Annotated in this window: 17 protein-coding genes, 5 tRNA genes and 3 other RNA genes; 12 read left to right on the top strand and 13 right to left on the bottom strand. The window is 60.7% G+C overall.

Features of this window, described 5'->3' with window-relative positions; all coding sequences use genetic code 11:
• Positions 1–83: 83 nt before the first annotated feature.
• A complete protein-coding gene (locus tag D7I37_RS14105; RefSeq protein ID WP_073970379.1) occupies positions 84–233 on the bottom strand; it encodes an AcrZ family multidrug efflux pump-associated protein in 150 nt (49 codons plus the stop codon).
• Positions 234–422: 189 nt separating this feature from the next.
• Here D7I37_RS14105 and modE point away from each other — a divergent pair, with 189 nt between their 5' ends.
• The 9 genes from modE (at position 423) to gpmA (ending at position 9,459) form a co-directional block, all read left to right on the top strand.
• Positions 423–1,214 carry a molybdenum-dependent transcriptional regulator gene (modE, locus tag D7I37_RS14100; protein WP_095096303.1) on the top strand — a complete coding sequence of 264 codons (792 nt, stop codon included), beginning with the start codon at positions 423–425 and terminating at the stop codon, positions 1,212–1,214.
• A 90-nt stretch (positions 1,215–1,304) separates the two neighbouring features.
• The gene (gene modF / locus D7I37_RS14095; RefSeq protein WP_061800185.1) at positions 1,305–2,777 is read left to right on the top strand and encodes a molybdate ABC transporter ATP-binding protein ModF; all 1,473 of its coding nucleotides are present in this window, start codon (positions 1,305–1,307) and stop codon (positions 2,775–2,777) included.
• Between the two features lie 123 nt (positions 2,778–2,900).
• A complete protein-coding gene (locus D7I37_RS14090) occupies positions 2,901–3,473 on the top strand; it encodes a cysteine hydrolase family protein (protein WP_061800166.1) in 573 nt (190 codons plus the stop codon).
• A gap of 134 nt (positions 3,474–3,607) precedes the next feature.
• Positions 3,608–4,426, top strand: coding sequence for a CPBP family intramembrane glutamic endopeptidase (locus tag D7I37_RS14085; RefSeq protein WP_095096301.1), 819 nt, complete (start codon positions 3,608–3,610; stop codon positions 4,424–4,426).
• Positions 4,427–4,712: 286 nt separating this feature from the next.
• Positions 4,713–5,765, top strand: a complete 1,053-nt coding sequence (galT, locus tag D7I37_RS14080; protein WP_061800168.1) for a galactose-1-phosphate uridylyltransferase — start codon at positions 4,713–4,715, stop codon at positions 5,763–5,765.
• The gene (gene galK / locus D7I37_RS14075; RefSeq protein ID WP_061800169.1) at positions 5,762–6,913 is read left to right on the top strand and encodes a galactokinase; all 1,152 of its coding nucleotides are present in this window, start codon (positions 5,762–5,764) and stop codon (positions 6,911–6,913) included. The genes galT and galK overlap by 4 nt, the downstream gene beginning before the upstream one ends.
• The gene (gene galM / locus D7I37_RS14070) at positions 6,907–7,950 is read left to right on the top strand and encodes a galactose-1-epimerase (RefSeq protein WP_095096299.1); all 1,044 of its coding nucleotides are present in this window, start codon (positions 6,907–6,909) and stop codon (positions 7,948–7,950) included. Before galK ends, galM begins: the two co-directional genes overlap by 7 nt.
• A gap of 197 nt (positions 7,951–8,147) precedes the next feature.
• Entirely contained in the window at positions 8,148–8,489 is a 342-nt protein-coding gene (locus tag D7I37_RS14065; protein ID WP_061800172.1) for a PsiF family protein, read from the top strand.
• Between the two features lie 217 nt (positions 8,490–8,706).
• Positions 8,707–9,459: a 2,3-diphosphoglycerate-dependent phosphoglycerate mutase gene (gene gpmA, locus D7I37_RS14060; protein ID WP_061800173.1), complete on the top strand. Its 753-nt coding sequence runs from the start codon at positions 8,707–8,709 to the stop codon at positions 9,457–9,459.
• A 128-nt stretch (positions 9,460–9,587) separates the two neighbouring features.
• Here the strand turns inward: gpmA and aroG are convergent, their stop codons facing one another.
• A complete protein-coding gene (gene aroG / locus D7I37_RS14055) occupies positions 9,588–10,640 on the bottom strand; it encodes a 3-deoxy-7-phosphoheptulonate synthase AroG (protein ID WP_095096296.1) in 1,053 nt (350 codons plus the stop codon).
• 209 nt (positions 10,641–10,849) lie between these two features.
• Between aroG and D7I37_RS14050 the strand changes: the two genes are divergently transcribed.
• From D7I37_RS14050 to zitB, 3 genes are read left to right on the top strand one after another with little or no spacing between them, the layout of a single operon-like run.
• On the top strand, positions 10,850–11,455 hold the full coding sequence (locus tag D7I37_RS14050) for a response regulator transcription factor (protein ID WP_129543888.1): 606 nt from the start codon (positions 10,850–10,852) through the stop codon (positions 11,453–11,455).
• A complete protein-coding gene (locus D7I37_RS14045; RefSeq protein WP_061800176.1) occupies positions 11,452–14,652 on the top strand; it encodes an ATP-binding protein in 3,201 nt (1,066 codons plus the stop codon). Before D7I37_RS14050 ends, D7I37_RS14045 begins: the two co-directional genes overlap by 4 nt.
• Positions 14,652–15,614: a CDF family zinc transporter ZitB gene (gene zitB, locus D7I37_RS14040; protein ID WP_061800178.1), complete on the top strand. Its 963-nt coding sequence runs from the start codon at positions 14,652–14,654 to the stop codon at positions 15,612–15,614. The genes D7I37_RS14045 and zitB overlap by 1 nt, the downstream gene beginning before the upstream one ends.
• A gap of 38 nt (positions 15,615–15,652) precedes the next feature.
• On the opposite strand, the gene pnuC is transcribed toward zitB, so the two are convergent.
• From pnuC to cpoB, 11 genes are all read right to left on the bottom strand, one after another.
• Complete coding sequence (pnuC, locus tag D7I37_RS14035; protein ID WP_095096282.1) at positions 15,653–16,378, bottom strand: nicotinamide riboside transporter PnuC; 726 nt, start codon at positions 16,376–16,378, stop codon at positions 15,653–15,655.
• Between the two features lie 21 nt (positions 16,379–16,399).
• Positions 16,400–17,461 (bottom strand): quinolinate synthase NadA, encoded by a 1,062-nt coding sequence (gene nadA / locus D7I37_RS14030; RefSeq protein WP_061800180.1) that lies wholly within the window; start codon positions 17,459–17,461, stop codon positions 16,400–16,402.
• A 314-nt stretch (positions 17,462–17,775) separates the two neighbouring features.
• Positions 17,776–17,900, bottom strand: a non-coding RNA gene (locus D7I37_RS14025) — RtT sRNA.
• 42 nt (positions 17,901–17,942) lie between these two features.
• A tRNA-Lys gene (locus D7I37_RS14020) sits at positions 17,943–18,018 on the bottom strand.
• A gap of 70 nt (positions 18,019–18,088) precedes the next feature.
• Positions 18,089–18,212, bottom strand: a non-coding RNA gene (locus D7I37_RS14015) — RtT sRNA.
• Between the two features lie 14 nt (positions 18,213–18,226).
• A tRNA-Lys gene (locus D7I37_RS14010) sits at positions 18,227–18,302 on the bottom strand.
• Positions 18,303–18,452: 150 nt separating this feature from the next.
• Positions 18,453–18,588: non-coding RNA, RtT sRNA (locus D7I37_RS14005), on the bottom strand.
• 71 nt (positions 18,589–18,659) lie between these two features.
• Positions 18,660–18,735 (bottom strand) — tRNA-Lys (locus tag D7I37_RS14000).
• A gap of 7 nt (positions 18,736–18,742) precedes the next feature.
• A tRNA-Val gene (locus D7I37_RS13995) sits at positions 18,743–18,818 on the bottom strand.
• 42 nt (positions 18,819–18,860) lie between these two features.
• Positions 18,861–18,936, bottom strand: a tRNA-Lys gene (locus D7I37_RS13990).
• Between the two features lie 178 nt (positions 18,937–19,114).
• Entirely contained in the window at positions 19,115–19,912 is a 798-nt protein-coding gene (gene cpoB / locus D7I37_RS13985) for a cell division protein CpoB (RefSeq protein WP_061800020.1), read from the bottom strand.
• Position 19,913: the final 1 nt, after the last annotated feature.

Raw genomic sequence — 19,913 nt, 5'->3', positions numbered from 1 at the left:
GTCATGCGGTTTATCGGCAGGATGAGAGATAACTTGAGAAACGCCCGTCGCAGGTGGCGGCGGGCGTTCGGGATGGGGGACGGTCAGTGCTGGGTGCGGTTTTCTTTCGAGCGGCCCACTTTGGAGAAGATGTTGAAGACCTCCGCCAAACCGTAGATCAGGCCGAGAATGATCGCCATAACCACCGGCACCATTACGACGGCAAATACCAGACTTTTCAATAATTCCAACATGATGGCCTCGCTTAACGGCTTATTGAGCGGCAATGCGCACCGCCACATAAGGGATAGTTTACCCCAAAAGATCGGCAAAACGGGGTTATTTTAAACAGCCGGCGACATTTGTAACCGGCCAAACGTGCCATTTGGCGCTTTGCGGCCAAATCGGCGACAATAAGACTTTTGCAGCCGACAGGACGCGTTATGCAGGCCGAAATTCTCCTTACCTTAAAACTCCAGCAAAAACTGTTCGCCGATCCGCGCCGCATCGCGCTGCTGAAACAGGTGCAACACACCGGCTCCATCAGCCAGGGCGCCAAGCTGGCGGGCATCAGCTACAAAAGCGCCTGGGATGCCATCAACGAAATGAACCGGTTGGCGGAGCACACGGTGGTGGAACGCGCCACCGGCGGCAAAGGCGGCGGCGGCGCCCAGGTCACCCGCTACGGCCAGCGGCTGATCCAGCTGTACGATCTGCTGGGCCAGGTGCAGCAAAAAGCCTTCGACGTGCTGCAGCAGGACAGCCTGCCGCTCGACAGCCTGCTGGCGGCCATTTCACGGTTTTCGCTGCAGACCAGCGCGCGCAACCAGTTTTTCGGCACCGTGATAGAACGCGACCACCAGCAGGTGCAGCAGCATCTGGCTATTTTGTTGAACGACGGCCAGACCCGCCTGGCGGCGGCGATCACTCAGCAGAGCGCCGATCGGCTGCGGCTGGTTCCCGGCAAAGAAGTGCTGGCGCTGATCAAGGCTCCCTGGGTGAAGCTGAGCGTCGAGACGCCGCGGGCCGATGCCGCGCACAATGCGCTGGCGGGCGTGGTGGCCAGCATTCAGCCGGGCGCCGAGTACAGCGAAGTGCTGGTGACGCTGGCCGGCGGTGAAACCCTGTGCGCCACCCTGAGCACCGCGGAGTTGCAGGCGCTGAAGCTGAGCCCCGGCGCCGCGGTGCACGCGCTGTTTAACGCCGACCAGGTGATCGTCGCCACGTTGTGCTAAGCGCAACGTGACGTTGCATTTTTGTTGATTGACATCGCTGTGCAATGCGCCTATTTCTAAGGCAAACAATTGCATAAAAAGGAACAGGTGATGTCGTCGTTGCACATTTCGCAAGGTTCATTTCGCTTAAGCGATACCCGTACCCTGACGCTGGAGGCGCTGCACATCCAGTCCGGCGACAGCTGGGCGTTCGTCGGCGCCAACGGCAGCGGCAAATCCGCCCTGGCCCGTGCGCTGGCCGATGAACTGACCCTGCTCAATGGCGAACGCCGCAGCGATTTCAAACGGGTGGTGCGCATTTCCTTCGAACAGCTGCAAAAGCTGGTCAGCGACGAATGGCAACGCAACAACACCGATCTGCTCAGCCCCGGCGAAGAAGACACCGGCCGCACCGCGGCGGAAATCATTCAGGAAGAGGTCAGCGATCCGGCGCGCTGCGCGGAGCTGGCCGCCCAGTTCGGCATCGCCCCCCTGCTGTCGCGCCGCTTCAAATACCTTTCCACCGGTGAAACGCGCAAAACCCTGCTGTGCCGGGCGCTGATGCCGCAGCCCGATCTGCTGATCCTCGATGAACCCTTCGACGGGCTGGACGTGCACTCGCGCGCCCAGCTGGCCGCCCTGCTGAGCGATCTCTGCGCGCAGGGTTACACCCTGGTCCTGGTGCTCAACCGCTTTGACGAAATACCGGATTTTATCCAACAGGTCGGCGTGCTGGCCGATTGCACCCTGACCAGTCAGGGCGCGCGGCCGCAGGTGATGGCGGAGGCGCTGGTGGCGCAGCTGGCGCACAGCGAAAACCTGCAAGGGCTGGCGCTGCCGGAAACCGAAGATCCGGCGCAGCCAGCCGGGCTGCCGGCGGATCGCCCGCTGATCGTACTGCGCGACGGGGTGGTCAGTTACAACGACCGGCCGATCCTCAATCATCTGGACTGGCAGGTGAACCCCGGCGAACACTGGCAGATCGTCGGGCCGAACGGCGCGGGAAAGTCCACGCTGCTCAGCCTGATCACCGGCGATCATCCGCAGGGCTACAGTAACGATCTGACGTTGTTCGGCCGCCGCCGCGGCAGCGGCGAAACCATCTGGGAGATCAAACGCCATATCGGCTACGTCAGCAGCAGCCTGCACCTGGATTACCGCGTCAGCAGCAGCGTGCGCAACGTGGTGTTGTCCGGCTTCTTTGACTCCATCGGCATCTATCAGGCGGTGTCGGATCGCCAGCAGCAGCTCACCGACCAATGGCTGGCGCTGCTGGGGCTCGGCGGCGCGCAGGGAGACGCTCCCTTCCACAGCCTCTCCTGGGGCCAGCAGCGGCTGGCGCTGATCGCCCGCGCGCTGGTCAAGCATCCGGCGCTGTTGATCCTCGATGAACCGCTGCAGGGGCTGGATCCGCTCAATCGCCAGCTGGTGCGCCGCTTCATTGACGTGCTGATCGGCCAGGGCGCCACCCAGCTGCTGTTCGTTTCGCACCACGCCGAAGACGCGCCGCAGTGCATCACCCACCGTCTGAGCTTCGTGCCCGACGGCGACGGCTACCGTTATCGCCATCAGCAGCTAGCCTGAGCCCGCCCCGGATGGGTGGGGCTTCGCCACTCATCCGATGACATATCCGGCAACACTTCCCCGCAACGCATCACATTTGGCCTTTTATCATAAAGAGATAGCAGGCCATTTTCTGGAGACCCTATGTCCGCCGCGCTGATTATTATCGATCTGATCGAGGATCTGATTGGCCCCAAAGGGCGCGCAAACCACTGCCGCGAACAGGCGGCAGCGAGCCATCTTATCGCCAACGTCAATGCCGCCGCGGCCTACGCCCGGGTGCGAAAAATCCCGGTCATCTGGGTAAGGGTGGGCTTCGCCGACGATTATCACGATATTCCCCCGCACTCGCCGCTGTTCAATCAGTTGAAACAGATCGGCGCCCTGCGCCTGAGCAGCCCGGGTTGCCAATGGGTGCCCGAGCTACGGCGGGAACCGGAGGATTTGCGGTTCGAAAAAACGGCGGTTTCGGCCTTCAGCGGTAACAATTTGTTAGCCTGGCTGCAGCAGCACCGCTGCCATCATTTACTGCTGGGCGGCGTCAGCACCCCGCTGGCGATCGAAAGCACCGCGCGCCAGGCGCACGACGCCGGTTTCCAGGTGACGGTATTGCAGGATCTCTGCGCCGCGCCCACGCAGGAACTGCATCAACAAAGCCTGGATACCCTGCAGAACCTGGCGGAAATCACCCGTTCGCCCAGTTGGATGAAGCGTTGACGAGGGCGCGAGCCCACTGCCCCGACCTTTAGTGTCATTTCCCTGTGCTACTATCCGCTTTAGCGCTCAGCTTCGCCATATTCGCACGCCGCAAAGGCATTGAGCGCCGTGTGCATATTTTAAAGGGACATATTATGTGGGGCGTACTTGCTGCTTCGTTATTTTTCTTGCCGTTTAACCGGTTGATAGCCTGGTTAATTTTGGCCGCATCGGCGGGTATGGGGCTCTATCATGGCGTGCTGACGCCGCTCAGCCTGGGGTATTTGCTGGTCATCGTTGCGCTGGCGTGGCTGCGGCATCATTTTCGCGCCAAAGGTCATCTGGCGCTCGTCTTCGAAGCCCTGGTGATCGCCGGCTGCGTAGCGCTGTTCCTGCATCTGGTGCCGGATATCCATAACCAGTTGATGATAGTCGGTGAAAAAGCCGGCCCGCTCAGCGCGCCTTTCACCATGTATTACAACTTCGATAAGGCGCTGGTACCCTTCCTGCTGTTCGCCTGCCTGCCCACGTTGTTTTCGGCCAATACCGGCCAGCGCGCCGGAAAATCGGCCTGGATCGCCCTGCTGGCCAGCGTTCCCGCGCTGTTGCTGCTGGCGGTGGCGCTGGGCGGGCTGAAAATAGAGCCGCACGCGCCCGCCTGGATCCTGCCGTTCCTGATGGCCAACCTGTTCTTCGTCTGCATGGCCGAAGAGGCGCTGTTCCGCGGCTATCTGCAGCAACGCCTCGGCCAGTGGCTGGGCGCCTGGCCGGCGCTGATCGTCGCCGCCGCCGTCTTTGGCGCGGCGCATCTGGCCGGCGGCCTGCTGATGGTGGCGTTCGCCACGCTGGCCGGGGTGATTTACGGCCTGGCCTGGATGTGGAGCGGCCGTCTGTGGGTGCCGATCCTGTTCCATTTCGGGCTTAATCTGACGCACCTGCTGTTGTTCACCTACCCGCTGTACCAGCATCCATAAAACCTCAACGCCGGCAGGCATTTTTCTGCCGGCATTATGGATGAAAACGCTATCATCATAATATCCCCAGGGCTCATGTTCCGCTAAACCCCCATCCCCGCAGCGCGGCCTCGCCGATAGTCGCTCGAGTGTAAACGATTCCATTATTCGCGCTAGATCACCTTTTCCTCTGCGTAAGCATGCTATCTTTTTGCCCATCATTATCTATTTACCCAGTGAAGGGCGCCGCAACCGGTGAGTGAAAGCGATTACATCACGCCGCGTCAGCGCCGAGAAAGGAAACGCCATGACGGAGTTTAATCCCATCGACCATCCCCATCGCCGCTATAACCCGTTAACCGGGCAGTGGGTACTGGTTTCGCCGCACCGCGCCAAGCGCCCCTGGCAAGGACAGCAAGAACCGCTGCCCAACGCCGCGCTGCCGTCGCACGATCCCCACTGCTTCCTGTGCCCGGGCAACACCCGCGTCACCGGCGACAAAAACCCTGATTACCGCGACACCTACGTCTTCGTCAATGACTTCGCGGCGCTGATGAGCGATACCCCGCAGGCGCCGGAGAGCGAAGATCCGCTGATGCGCTGCCAAAGCGCGCGCGGCACCAGCCGGGTGATCTGCTTTTCCCCCGATCACGGCAAAACCCTGCCCGAGCTGCCGCTGCCGGCGCTGGAGAAGGTCGTCGCCACCTGGCAGGCGCAAACCGCCGAACTGGGCCGGCGCTATCCGTGGGTGCAGCTGTTCGAAAACAAGGGCGCGGCGATGGGTTGCTCCAACCCGCATCCGCACGGGCAAGTCTGGGCCAACAGCTTCCTGCCGAACGAGGTCGAACGCGAAGATCGCCTGCAGCGCGAGTATTTTCAGCAGCGCCATTCCCCGCTGCTGCTGGACTATATGCGCCGGGAATTGGCCGCCGGCGACCGCACCGTGGTGGAAACCGAGCACTGGCTGGCGGTGGTGCCGTACTGGGCCGCCTGGCCGTTTGAAACGCTGCTGCTGCCAAAAGCGGCGGTGCCGCGCATTACCGATCTCAGCGCCGCGCAGGCCGCCGATCTGGCGCTGGCGCTCAAAAAGCTGACCAGCCGCTATGACAACCTGTTCCAGTGCTCTTTCCCCTACTCCATGGGCTGGCACGGCGCGCCGTTCAATGGCGCCGACAACCGCCACTGGCAGCTGCACGCCCATTTCTATCCGCCGCTGCTGCGTTCGGCCACCGTGCGCAAGTTTATGGTGGGTTACGAGATGCTGGCGGAAACCCAGCGCGATCTGACCGCTGAACAGGCCGCAGAGCGTCTGCGCGCCGTCAGCGATATTCATTACCGTGAAGCCGGAGCCCAAGCATGAGCCTGAAACAACATACCCACCGCATTTTTACCGAGCACTTCGGCTACGCGCCCGCGCTGACCATTCAGGCGCCGGGCCGGGTGAATCTGATCGGCGAACATACCGATTATAACGACGGTTTCGTACTGCCCTGCGCCATCGATTACCAGACCCTGATCGCCTGCGCCAAACGCGACGATCGCCAGATCCGCGCGATCGCCGCCGATTATGACAACCAGCAGGATCTGTTTTCGCTCGACGATCCGATCGTCCGCCATCCGACTCAGCGCTGGTCCGATTACGTGCGCGGCGTGGTGAAACACCTGCAAAGCCGCAACCCGGATTTTGGCGGCGCCGATTTGGTGATCGCCGGCGACGTGCCGCAGGGTGCGGGCCTCAGCTCTTCCGCTTCGCTGGAGGTGGCCGTGGGCCAGGCGCTGCAGGCGCTGTATGCGCTGCCGTTGGACGGCGTGGCGCTGGCGCTGAACGGCCAGGAAGCGGAGAACCGGTTCGTCGGCTGCAACTGCGGCATTATGGATCAGCTGATTTCCGCGCTCGGCCAACGGGATCACGCCCTGCTGATCGACTGCCGCACGCTGTCGACGCGGGCGGTATCGGTACCGGACAATATTGCGGTGGTGATCATCAATTCGAATGTAAAACGCGGTTTGGTCGACAGCGAATACAACACCCGCCGCAGACAATGTGAAGAAGCGGCGCGTTTCTTTGGCGTCAAGGCATTGCGCGACGTCAGCCCGGAGCTGTTTTTCTCGATCCAGCACGAGCTGGATCCGATCGTCGCCAAACGGGCGCGCCATGTGATCACCGAAAACGATCGTACCCTGGCGGCGGCCGATGCGCTGGCGGCCGGCGACATGCCGCTGATGGGCCGATTGATGGCGGAGTCGCATGCCTCAATGCGCGATGATTTCGAAATCACCGTGCCGCCGATCGATCGGCTGGTGGAGATCGTCAAAGCGATCGTCGGCGATCGCGGCGGCGTGCGCATGACCGGCGGCGGCTTTGGCGGCTGCGTCGTCGCCCTGATGCCGCAGGCGCTGGTTGAGCCGGTGCGCGCCGCAGTGGCGCGGGAATATCCGCTGCAGACCGACGGGCTGCGGGAAACGTTTTACGTGTGCAAAGCGTCGCAGGGGGCTGGCTCATGCTGATGGACAGCGCTGAACGGGCGCCGGACGGGCAGCCCTATCAACTGACCCGGCTGCAAAACGCCGCCGGCATGACGGTGACGCTGATGGACTGGGGCGCCACCTGGCTCTCTGCCGCGCTGCCGCTGAGATCCGGTGAACTGCGCGAGCTGCTGCTGGGCTGCCGCACGCCGGCGGACTACCTGCGCCAGAGCGCCTACCTTGGCGCCACCGTCGGGCGCTACGCCAACCGCATCGCCCATGCCAGCCTGCCCCTGGACGGCAAAGCGCATCCGCTGGTCGCCAATCAGGGCCAGCACCAGCTGCACGGCGGCCCTGAAGGCTTTCATGCGCGGCGCTGGCGGCGGGTGCAACAGGACGCGCGGCAGGTGTGCTACGCGCTGCATTCGGCGGACGGCGATCAGGGCTTTCCCGGCAATCTGGCGGTGCAGGTCCGCTACCATCTCACCGCCGACAACCGGCTGGAAATCACCTATCAGGCGCAGACCGATCGCGCCTGCCCGGTGAACCTGACCAATCACGCCTACTTCAACCTGGACGGCGCCGGCAGCGACGCGCGCCGCCAGCGACTGCAGCTGTTTGCCGATCGTTATCTGCCGGTCGACGGCGAAGGCATACCCAGTGGCGATCTGACGCCGGTGGACGGCAGCGGCATGGATTTTCGCCGGCCGAAAACGCTGCTGCAGGATTTTCTGCGCGACCCTTGCCAGCAGCAGGTCAACGGTTACGATCACGCTTATCTGCTGCACCGCACCTGCGGCGCGCTGGACAGCCCGGCGGCGCACCTGTGGTCCGCCGATAACCGCGTGCAGATGAGCGTTTTCACCCGTGCGCCGGCGCTGCAGCTGTACAGCGGCAATCATCTGGCCGGCACCCCGGCGCGCGACGGCGGCAGCTACGCCAATTACGCCGGCGTGGCGCTGGAGAGCGAGTTTTTGCCGGACAGCCCGCACCATCCCGAGTGGCCGCAGCCGAGCTGCTGGCTGCAGCCGGGGCAGAGCTATCACAGCGCCACCCATTATCAGTTTTATCCGATCTGACCCGCCGCGCCCCTTGCCGTGCGGCCGGGGGCGATTTGTTATAAATGCTTACCTTTTTCCCGCCCCGCCCCGCCGGCGCCCGCCTTTCCTTATTCCAACCCGCGCACTAGAATCAGGCTACCGTGATAAGCACAACGCCTTGTGCAACGTCACAATTTTAGGCCAATGCCGGCCAATCAATAGCTGAAGGAACACCTATGCGTCTGATCACTGCACTTCCATTACTGGCGGGCTTAATGCTGAGCACTAACCTGATGGCGGCCGATACCGCAGCGAAAACGCCCTCTCCGGCGCAGGCGGCCCAGCAAAAACGCATGACCGATTGCAACCAACAGGCTTCGACCAAGTCGTTGAAAGGCGCGGACCGCTCAACCTTCATGAGCACCTGCCTGAAATCCGAGGGTTCCTCCGCCGCGGGCAAAACCCTGACTCCGCAACAGCAAAAGATGAAAAACTGTAACGCCGACGCCAAGAGCAAAAACCTGAAGGGCGACGAGCGCAAAACCTTTATGAGCGGCTGCCTGAAAAAATCCGCCTGATTTTTTCGAGGCCACGGCGCGGCGAAGTGAGCCTTCGACGCGCCGTTTTTCCCTCTGTCCTCCCCGCCTGATCGATTCAGCTTTTTCCTCGGAACAGCACTTACTTTGCGGCAAGAAATTGGCTATGGTTAGACACTATCGATTGCCGAGCCCTGGGCCACGGCAATATAATGATTTTCGTTATCATTGAAATGTCAGATTATTAAGGAGTTAAGCTATGGCTGTAACTAAGCTGGTTCTGGTGCGTCACGGCGAAAGCCAGTGGAACAACGAAAACCGCTTTACCGGTTGGTATGATGTTGATCTGTCCGATAAAGGCCGCACTGAAGCGAAAGCAGCTGGCAAGCTGTTGAAAGACGAAGGTTTCTCTTTCGACTTCGCTTACACCTCCGTACTGAAGCGCGCGATCCACACCCTGTGGAACATCCTCGACGAACTGGATCAAGCCTGGCTGCCTACCGAAAAATCCTGGAAGCTGAACGAACGTCATTACGGCGCGCTGCAGGGTCTGAACAAGGCGGAAACCGCTGAGAAATACGGCGACGAGCAGGTCAAGCAATGGCGCCGCGGTTTCGCCGTAACGCCGCCAGAGCTGACCAAAGAAGACGAACGCTACCCGGGCCACGATCCGCGTTACTCTGCGCTGACCGAGAAAGAGCTGCCGCTGACCGAAAGCCTGGCGCTGACCATCGATCGCGTTATCCCTTACTGGGACGAAGAGATCCTGCCACGCATCAAGAGCGGCGAGCGCGTTATCGTGGCAGCGCACGGCAACTCCCTGCGCGCGCTGGTGAAATACCTGGATAACCTGAGCGAAGATGAAATCCTCGAGCTGAACATCCCGACCGGCGTGCCGTTGGTGTATGAGTTCGACGAGAACTTCAAGCCAATCAAACGTTACTATCTGGGCAACGCCGACGAGATCGCCGCCAAAGCGGCCGCCGTGGCGAACCAGGGTAAAGCGAAGTGATTTTCGCCCGTTGACATGAAAAAGCCCCCGATGCAAACCGGGGGCTTTTTATTTTCCGCCGCTACGGCGAACCTTGATAAGCGAGGCGGGAAGGAATAAATAACGGGGCCGCGGCCCCGCGTGGGCTATCAGCCGCGGCGTGCCTTAACCGCCGCCGCCAGCTCGCGCAGCACGGTTTCGGTGTCTTGCCAGCCGATGCAGGCGTCGGTCACGCTTTTACCGTAAACCAGCGGTTCGCCGCTTTCCAGGTTCTGATTGCCTTCCACCAGATGGCTTTCGATCATCACGCCGATAATCGCTTTTTCACCGCCGGCGATCTGGCCGCAAACGTCGGCATTCACGTCCAGCTGCTTCTTGAACTGTTTGCTGCTGTTGGCGTGGCTGAAATCGATCATCACCTGCGCCGGCAGGCCCGCTTTGGCCAGACCGTCTTTGACGTCTTTCACGTGCGCCGCGCTGTAGTTCGGCTCTTTGCCGCCGCGCAGGATGATGTGGCAGTCGCCGTTGCCGCTGGTGTTGACGATCGCCGAGTGGCCCCACTTGGTCACCGACAGGAAGCAGTGCGGCGCGCTGGCCGCGTTGATGGCGTCAATCGCCACCTTGATGGTGCCGTCGGTGCCGTTTTTGAAACCGACCGGGCAAGACAGGCCGGAGGCCAGCTCACGGTGCACCTGAGATTCGGTGGTGCGCGCGCCGATGGCGCCCCAGCTCATCAGATCCGCCAGGTACTGCGGGGTGATCATGTCGAGGAACTCGCCGGCGGCCGGCAGGCCGCTGTCGTTGATTTCCACCAGCAGTTTGCGCGCCAGGCGCAGGCCTTCGTTGATGTGGAAACTGTTATCCATCTGCGGATCGTTGATCAGCCCTTTCCAGCCCACGGTCGTGCGCGGTTTTTCAAAGTAAACGCGCATCACCACTTCCAGCTCGCCGTTCAGCTCTTCGCGCAGGGTCAGCAGGCGCGCCGCATATTCCTTGGCCGCTTTGGTGTCGTGGATGGAGCATGGGCCGATCACCACCAGCAGGCGATCGTCGCTGCCGCGGAGGATGTGGTGGATTGCGCTGCGGGCCAGGGACACCGTCTCTGCTGCGCGTTCAGTGGCCGGAAACTTCTCTAACAGGGCCACCGGTGGCAGGAGTTCCTTGATTTCGTTAATGCGTAAGTCGTCGTTTTGGTAATTCATAGCTTTTCCATTCGGTATCGAGGGGTATTCGCAGTGCGTAAGTGCATAGATCCAATCAATCTAGCCTGTGCGGATGGCGCTGTAAATCACCTTTGCCGCCCGTCGGCCGAACGGCCAAATTAACAGTAGATTGTGCTGTTTCATCGGGGGAGCGCAGAGCCTACTTTTTCGCTATGCTAGCGTTCAGGATAGCGTTGCAGGGACTAAACATGCCTTCTTTACTGTTAGTTGACGACCACCCGGTGGTTCATGTCGCACTGGAAGCGGCGCTGATGAAATCTTCCCGTCCCTATACTCTGCAGGCGGCGCAGGACGACGCCCAGGCGCTGGCCCAGCTGGCGGCCGGCGCGTTTAGCCTGGTGATCCTCGATATCGGCCTGCCGCAGGTCGACGGGCTGCAACTGCTGAAAAAGATCCGCCGCCGTTATCCGCAACAGCCGATCCTGATCTACACCGCGCAGGAAGAAGACATCTATGCCCGCATGGCCCATGCCGCCGGAGCCAATGGCTTCGTGAACAAGGGCAGCACGCTGGAGCAGCTGGTGTGGGCGATTGAACGGGTGCTGGACGGCGGGTTGAGCTTCCCCGACGTCGCCGTGGCGGAAGATCCGCAGACCGCGGACGGCGCGCAGCTCACGGCGAAAGAGCTGGAGGTGCTGGGGCTGCTGAGCAAGGGGCTGTCGAACCTGCAGATCGCCGAGATCTTGCACATCAGCAATAAAACCGTCAGCACCCACAAGAAAAACATTCTGCGCAAAACCGGCGCCAGCAACCTGCTGGAACTGGTGGCGGTATTCCGGGAACTGGCTCCGTGATGCGTAGCGCCCTGCTGCTGCTGTTGCTGTTTTGCGCCTTGGCGCAGGCGGCGCCGGTGCGCTATCAGCTGGTCAGCAACCTGACGGCACCGGCGGAAATGCTGATCGCCAGCGAGAAAAATCCCTGGCGTGACCGCACGCTGCGCGTGGGTATCATCAGCGAGAACACCAGCCCTTATAACATCATCGTGGATGACGATTTATACGGCCTGAACGCCGACTACCTCGGCTATATCCAGCAGGTGACCGGCATTCACTTCGCCATTTACGGCTTCGCCGACCTGGCGCAGCTTGAGCAGGCGCTGCATAACGGCGTCATCGACCTGGTGTACGGCCTGCCGCAGAGCGAAGCGCTGCGCGGGCTGAAAATTTCGCAGCCTTATTACGTCAGCAACCTGCGGGTCCTGCGCGACCGCAGCAACGATCGCCCGGTGATGCTCAACTCCGCCAAGGCCCGGGTGGCGATCAGCGCCCTGACCGACATGCAGGCCGGCAGCGCGCTGCAGCGGGCGGCGTCTCAGGTACAGCGCTACGACAATAACCTGCAGGCGGTGTATGCCTTGCTCAACGGCAGCAGCGATTACTTTATCGCCGACGAGGCCAGCGCCAGCTTTATCATCGACCAGCTGCAGCTGGGGCAGCTTTACCAGATCGAAAGCGCCGAAAATCTGGGCAATCTGTCGTTCGTGTTCGCCGCCGCCAATCAACCGCTGATCGATACCCTCAACGCCGCCATCGCCGACGCGCCGATGGAGCTGATGAACGCCCTGCAGAGCCGCTGGAGCAAAAAGATCCCCAGCTACCTCGACACCGGCAATGCGGATTTGACCCAGATGGAAAAAAGCTGGGCGGCGGCGCACCCCACCGTTTACTACGCCGCCATCGAGAACGACTTCCCGTTCGCCTATCGCGGTTCCGACGGCCGACCGCGCGGCTACGCCATCGATATCCTCAACATTGTCGCGCAAAACACCGGGCTGAACTTCGCGCCGCGCTGGGCGCGCAATGCCGAGCAGGCGGACCAGCTGGTGCAGTCCGGCCAGGCCAGCTTCCGCACCGCGCTGCCGCTGGCGCGCGGCGTCAAGGCGCGTTACAGCGCCAGCATGCCGATCCACCGCTCGCTGTGGGGCGTTTACGTCGGCCAGCACGCCAGCGGCGTTTCCACCTGGGGCAGCCTGGCCGGCAAGCGCATCGGCGTGCTGCAGGGCGATCTGGCGCAGGGGTTGCTGCCGGCCAATGAAGAGCCGGTGCGGTTTGCCGACAGCAAAACGATGTACGACGCCCTGGCCAACGGCCAGCTGGATGCGCTGGTGGATAACGTGATTTCCGCCAACTTTCTGGCGCTGTCGCGCTATTCCGGCGCGATAAAGCTGGCGTTCGCCGCCAACAACATCGCCTACCCGATCGCCTTCGGCGTAAGGCAGGACCAGCCGCTGCTGCTGGCGATCCTCGATAAAAACCTGATGCAAATCCCGGCCGAAACGCTGCAGTCGCTGCGTGATGAATGGATAGTCGACCGCAGCAACCTGATCGACGCCGTCAACGACAGCCGCATGCCGCCGCAGACCACCTGGCTGCTGGCGCTGTTGGCCGCCGCCATCCTGCTGCTGCTGGCGCTGACGCTGCGGCGCTTTATTCTGCAGCGCCGTGAAAAACGCGAACGGCAGGAGCTGGAGCGGGCGCGCCGCCATGCCGAAGCGGAAAATCGCATGAAGAGCAAATTTCTCGCCACCGTCAGCCACGAATTGCGCACGCCGATGCACGCCATTCTCGGCCTGCTGGAGTTGGAGCTGAAACGCCGGCCTGTGCCGGAGGGGCTGCCGGTGATTTACAGCTCAGCCTCGTCGCTGCTCAACCTGCTCAACGACCTGCAGGATCATGCCCGACTGGAGACCGGCTCGTTGACGCTGGCGCCGAAGCCGCTGGCCCTGCGGCCGTGGATCGCACGCATCGACGCGCTGTACCGCCCGTTGATCGGCGAGCGGCCGTTGACGCTGGAAGTAAGTGCGGACCCGAGCCTGCCGAAGGCGGTAATGATTGATGGTGAGCGTTTACTTCAGGTGGCTAACAACCTGATAAACAACGCGATAAAGTTCACCTCGCGCGGCGCGATTCAGGTGAGCGTCGGCTGGCGACCGCTGGATGAACGGCAGGGTGAACTGTGGCTGACGGTGACCGACAGCGGCTGCGGCATTGCGGCCGATGAGATCGACAAACTGTTCCAACCGTTTTACCGGGCGCGCGGCGCGCAGCGCATCTCGGTGCAGGGCACCGGCCTGGGGCTGTCGATCTGCAAAGAGATCGTCGAGCAAATGGGCGGCCGCATCGGGCTGCAGTCGCACCCGGGCGCCGGCACCCGGGTGGACGTGACCATCCCGCTGGCGGTAAGCCATGCGGATCCTGCCGCCGACCCGCGGGAGGAACCGCCGGCGCCGCCATCCCCCGCGCTGCGCGCTGCACTGATCGACGATCACCCCACCAATGTGTTGCTGCTGGAGCGGCAGCTGCGCCATTTTGGGCTGCAGCCTGCACGCTTCGAACGCGGCTATGCGTTGCTGAAGGCCCAGCGGCACAGGCCGTTCGACCTGCTGTTTATCGACTACAATATGCCGCGCCCGGACGGCCTGACGCTGGCGCGGCTGATTCGACGCGACGAGCAGCGCCGGCGGCGGCCGCCCTGCCGGATAATACTCTGTTCGGCGGACGTGCAGGAGTTTACCCGCATTCCGCCTGGCCTGGTGTCGATTGACCACTTCCTGACCAAGCCGATTTCGCTGAATGCCATCGGGCAACTGCTATCGCAGCAGCCCCAGGCTGCAGAACAAGAGTTAGTCCTTACTGACCTGCAGCGGACGCTGACGGAGATGGCCGGCGGCGACCGCCAGATGCTGCAACGCCTGGCCGCCACGCTGCTCGGCACGCTGCGTGAGGATCGGCAGCGGCTCAGTCAGGCCGCCGCCGCCGCAAACTGGTCGCAGTTGGGGCAAGCCGCCCACCGTATCAAGGGCAGCCTGCTGATGCTGCAGCTGCCGGCAGCCGCGCGGCTGTGCCAACGGCTGGCGGAAACAGCGCGTCAGGAAGCGCTGGACTCCGCCGCCTATACTGAATTAACCGCCGGGATGGCGCGGATAGTGCCGGAGCTGGACGCTCTGCTCCGCGCCGATCCTCCCTCTTTCGCTCAGCATAAGGATGAATAATGTCGGACTCCTCACACGTACACCTGCCTAAAGACAGCAATAGTAAGCGCCTGCTGACCGCTTTTTTGGTCACCGCGGTATTTATGGTGGCCGAGGTGGTCGGCGGCCTGCTTTCCGGCTCGCTGGCGCTGCTGGCCGACGCCGGCCACATGCTGACCGACGCCGCGGCGCTGTTGGTGGCGCTGATGGCGGTGCATTTCTCACAGCGTAAACCCAATGCGCGTCATACCTTCGGCTATCTTCGCCTGACTACGCTGGCGGCGTTTCTCAATGCCGCCGCGCTGTTGGCGATCGTGGTATTCATCCTGTGGGAGGCGATACGGCGTTTCTTCGAACCGCAGCCGGTGATGGGCACGCCGATGTTGATTATCGCCGTAGCGGGGCTGCTGGCTAACCTGTTCGCCTTCTGGCTGCTGCATCGCGGCAGCGAAGAGAAGAACATCAACGTGCGCGCCGCCGCTCTGCACGTGCTGGGGGATCTGCTCGGCTCGGTGGGCGCCATCGTCGCCGCCATCGTCATCCTCAGCACCGGCTGGACGCCGATTGACCCGATACTGTCGGTGCTGGTGTCTTGCCTGGTGTTGCGCAGCGCCTGGCGGCTGCTGAAAGAGAGCTTCCACGAATTGCTGGAAGGCACGCCGCAGGAGGTGGACATCGCCAAATTGCAAAAAGACCTGTGCCTGAACATCCCCGAGGTGCGCAACATTCACCACGTTCACGTCTGGCAGATAGGCGAGCAAAAATTGATGACGCTGCATGCGCAGGTGATCCCGCCGCACGATCACGACGGGCTGCTGACGCGCATTCAGGCCTACCTGCTGGAGCGTTACCGCATCGGCCACGTGACCATTCAGATGGAATACCAGCACTGCGATACGCCGGACTGCGGCATCAACCGGGCGCCCGAGCCGAGTGAACACTCACATTCAGGGTCGCATTCACACCTGGGGCACCACCACTAGACAGCACGAGGGCGCCGCATTGGCGCCCTCGGCGCAAGTCATGGCGCGGAGGATAAGGGGCGGGAGTGATTCTGGCCGGCGCTTTTGATCCACAGCCAGGAACCGTTCAGGGCGATCAGCGTCAGGATCACGTATTCCAGCGCCATGGCGTACACCCCCTGATAGGCGAAAATCGCCACGCTGATCACGTCGATCACCACCCACAACAGCCAGTTTTCGACATATTTCCGCGTCATCAGGATCATCGCCACGATGGACAACACCATCATCGCCGAATCCCAGAACGGGAAAGCGTCCGGCTGCAGCGCCGGCATCTGCACGCTCAGCCCCAGCAGCTGCATCACCGCCACCGCAACCTGCGTCAGCCAGGCGAACACGCGGTCGATATTGAAGGTCATCAGGACGATGCCAACCACGCATACCGCCGCCCACGCCAGCGCCTTGGGCAACGGCAGCCAGCGGATCTGCAGCTCGGCCTGGTGGTCTTGCGTCTGGCGGCTCCAGGCGTACCAGCCGTAAATATTGGCGCCGAAGAAAAACAGCTGCAACAGCAGGCTGGCGTACAGCTGGATTTGGAAGAAAATCACCGCGAACAGCGTGACGTTAATCAGGCCGAACAGGTAGTTGATGATCTTTTCCTTGCTGGCGTACCAGATGCACAGCAGCCCGAACAGCGTGCCGATGGCTTCGATCCACGACAAATCGTAACCGCCCGCGCCCAGCGGGATATGCACCAGGATATTGCCGGTACTGAAGAAGCTCATAGGATCATCCTTATAAAACGGTTATGCGTTTCCCTTAACCTGCATTTTCAGCTGTGCGGCGAACGCCAGCATGCGGTTCAGCGGTACCAGCGCCTTTTCGCGCAGCGCGGCGTCTACCTGGATCTCATGCTGCGCGCCGCCCTGTTCCAGACCTTCGGCGATCGCCTTAAGGCCGTTCATCGCCATCCACGGGCAGTGCGCGCAGCTGCGGCAGGTGGCCCCTTCACCGGCGGTCGGCGCCTCAAACAGCTCTTTGTCCGGGCATGCCTGCTGCATCTTGTAAAAGATGCCGCGATCGGTGGCGACAATCAGCTGCCGGTTCGGCAGGGTTTTCGCCGCCTGGATCAGCTGGCTGGTCGACCCCACCGCGTCGGCCAGATCGACCACCGCCTGTGGCGACTCCGGATGCACCAATATCGCCGCCTGCGGGTACAGGGCCTTCATGCGCATCAGCGCCTGGGTTTTAAACTCGTCATGGACGATACAAGCCCCCTGCCAGCATAATACGTCCGCCCCGGTTTGCTTCTGCACGTAGCTGCCGAGGTGGCGATCCGGCGCCCAGATGATTTTCTCGCCCAGGCTATCGAGATGCTCGATCAGCTCAACCGCGATGCTGGAGGTCACCACCCAGTCGGCGCGCGCTTTTACCGCCGCCGAGGTATTAGCGTAGACCACCACGGTGCGATCGGGGTGACTGTCGCAGAAAGCGTGAAATTCTTCTTCCGGGCACCCCAGATCCAGCGAGCACTCCGCATACAGCGTCGGCATCAGCACCTGTTTTTCCGGGCTGAGTATCTTGGCGGTTTCGCCCATAAAACGCACCCCGGCGACCAGCAGGGTCGAGGCCGGATGAGCGCTGCCAAAGCGCGCCATCTCCAGCGAGTCCGCCACGCAGCCGCCGGTTTCCTCCGCCAGCGCCTGAATTTCCGGATCGGTATAATAGTGAGCGACCATCACCGCATTACGCTGTTTGAGCAGGGTTTTAATCTTTTCGCGATAGAACGCCTTTTCCGCAACGTCCAGCGGAACCGGTTTGGGCGGGAACGGGTAAACCGCCGCGTTGACATCAAACATTTCACTCATCGCTGCAATCTCATGCTAGGCTGGGCGCTTTCCGGCCATATTTCCCCGCGTCGACGCCCAATCGTTTTATATACTAAACAAAATACCTAAAGTTGTGCGAAAAGTCCGCTGATATTTTTATATCTGCGCAACCTGTGTTTAATACATTAAAAATCGTGAAGATATTGAAAGGAAACCTGAAGGAATAGAAGGAAGTTAGCTCGACGGTACAGGATTGATTCGCGATGCTCGAACCTGAACGCAGGGTCTCACCCACACGACTCGTGCAATATGGGAATTTAACGTTGGGGGGAGTTTTGATATATCTGAGAAAATGGTGGGTCGTGCAGGATTGATTCGGCCTTTGGCCTCACCCTACGGGCAACGCTACGCGTTGTCGTATCGCTTCGCGATGCTCGAACCTGAACGCAGGGTCTCACCCACACGACTCGTGCAATATGGGAATTTAACGTTGGGGGGAGTTTTGATATATCTGAGAAAATGGTGGGTCGTGCAGGATTCGAACCTGCGACCAATTGATTAAAAGTCAACTGCTCTACCAACTGAGCTAACGACCCACTGATGTGGTGTACTGCTGAACCGCGTAAGCAGGAAAATAACTCGCTGCAATTGCTCACTCGTTTAGAGTGGTGGGTCGTGCAGGATGACTTGGCCTTTGGCCTCGCCCTTCGGGCCATCACCAGGGTGATGTTGTCTCGCTTTGCGAGACTCGAACCTTTTCGGTTCTCATCCTTTACGATTTCACACCTGCTCACTCGTTTAGAGTGGTGGGTCGTGCAGGATTCGAACCTGCGACCAATTGATTAAAAGTCAACTGCTCTACCAACTGAGCTAACGACCCACTGACGTGGTTTACTGCGAACTGCGAATACGGTACCAGCGACCGCATTGCGGAAACAAGGATGGGTGGTGCAGGACAACTCGACTGGAACTCGACTCGGACCTTTACTTTGCCACATCATACCAATCTGAAACATGTCACTCTTTAGAGTGGTGGGTCGTGCAGGATGACTCGGCCTTTGGCCTCGCCCTTCGGGCCATCACCAGGGTGATGTTGTCTCGCTTTGCGAGACTCGAACCTTTTCGGCTATCCGTCTATTTCATAGACGGCCCCTTCGGGCCAGCGCAAGCGCTGTTCAAAAGCGTAAACGCTTTTGTCTCATCCTTTACGATTTCACACCTGTTCACTCGTTTAGAGTGGTGGGTCGTGCAGGATTCGAACCTGCGACCAATTGATTAAAAGTCAACTGCTCTACCAACTGAGCTAACGACCCACAGCAGTGGTGGGTGATGACGGGCTCGAACCGCCGACCCCCTCCGTGTAAAGGAGATGCTCTACCAACTGAGCTAATCACCCACTGTCCTGGTTACTGCTACTACTTCATTCTCGTTTCAGGATTGGTGGGTCGTGCAGGATTCGAACCTGCGACCAATTGATTAAAAGTCAACTGCTCTACCAACTGAGCTAACGACCCAATTTCCCTGCCGCTTTAACATCTTGCAAGATGTCTTGGCAACGGCGGCATATATTACTAATTTATCTTGGCAGCGCAACCTAAATTTTTGATTGATAGGTTCAACTGCTTGTTCTTCACGCGAATGAGCCCAGAAACCGGTCAAATCGACTAACTTCTGGGCTCATTTTTTTGCTTGTTAACCGGCTACGCGACTTTTCGCCTGTTTGGCCGCCGCACTGGTTGGGTACTGTTTAATCACCTGCTGGAACACGGCCTTGGCCTTATCGGCCTGCCCTTTCTCCTGCATGATGATACCCACCTTGTACATGGCGTCCGGCGCCTTGGGTGATTTCGGGTAATTCTTCACCACCACCGCAAAATAGTAGGCCGCATCGTCCTTTTTACCCTTGTTGTAGAACAACTGGCCTAGCCAATAGTTGGCGTTAGGCTGGTAAGTGGACTTTGGATACTGTTTTACGAAGGACTGAAAAGCTGAGATCGCCTGATCGTACTGTTTTTTTTCCAGCGCCAGGGAAACAGCGGCGTTGTAGTCGCTGTTTTCATCACCCTTGCTGGCCGGTGCCGCAGGAGCGGCCGCAGAGGCGCTGTCGCCGCCGTCAGAGGACGCAGCAGCTGCTGCTCCGCCTGCGGCGCCCGCAGCGGCTGCAGAGCCCTGAGAACCGCCCTGGCTGAGGCTATCCATCTGTTGATAGATTTGCTTCTGGCGTTCAACCACCTGATTCAACTGATATTGGTTTTCCTGGATTTGCCCGCGGAGAGAGTCAATATCGCGCTGATTGTCAGAGAGTTGCTGCTGGAGTTGGTTTAAAAGCTGGCCCTGAGCATTGCTGATGCGCTCAAGCGAGGTGACGCGGTCTTCGACCGAGCCGGAGCCGACATTACTGATTGGCGCTTGGGCAGTAGCGGCCCATGGGACCGCTACGCCAACCAGTAACGACAGACTCAACAAGTGACGTCTGAAGTTACTGTTCATG

The sequence above is a fragment of the Serratia sp. 1D1416 genome (assembly GCF_003641105.1).
GTDB classification, from domain to species: domain Bacteria; phylum Pseudomonadota; class Gammaproteobacteria; order Enterobacterales; family Enterobacteriaceae; genus Serratia; species Serratia ficaria.
This window is presented reverse-complemented; position numbering and strand designations above follow the sequence as displayed.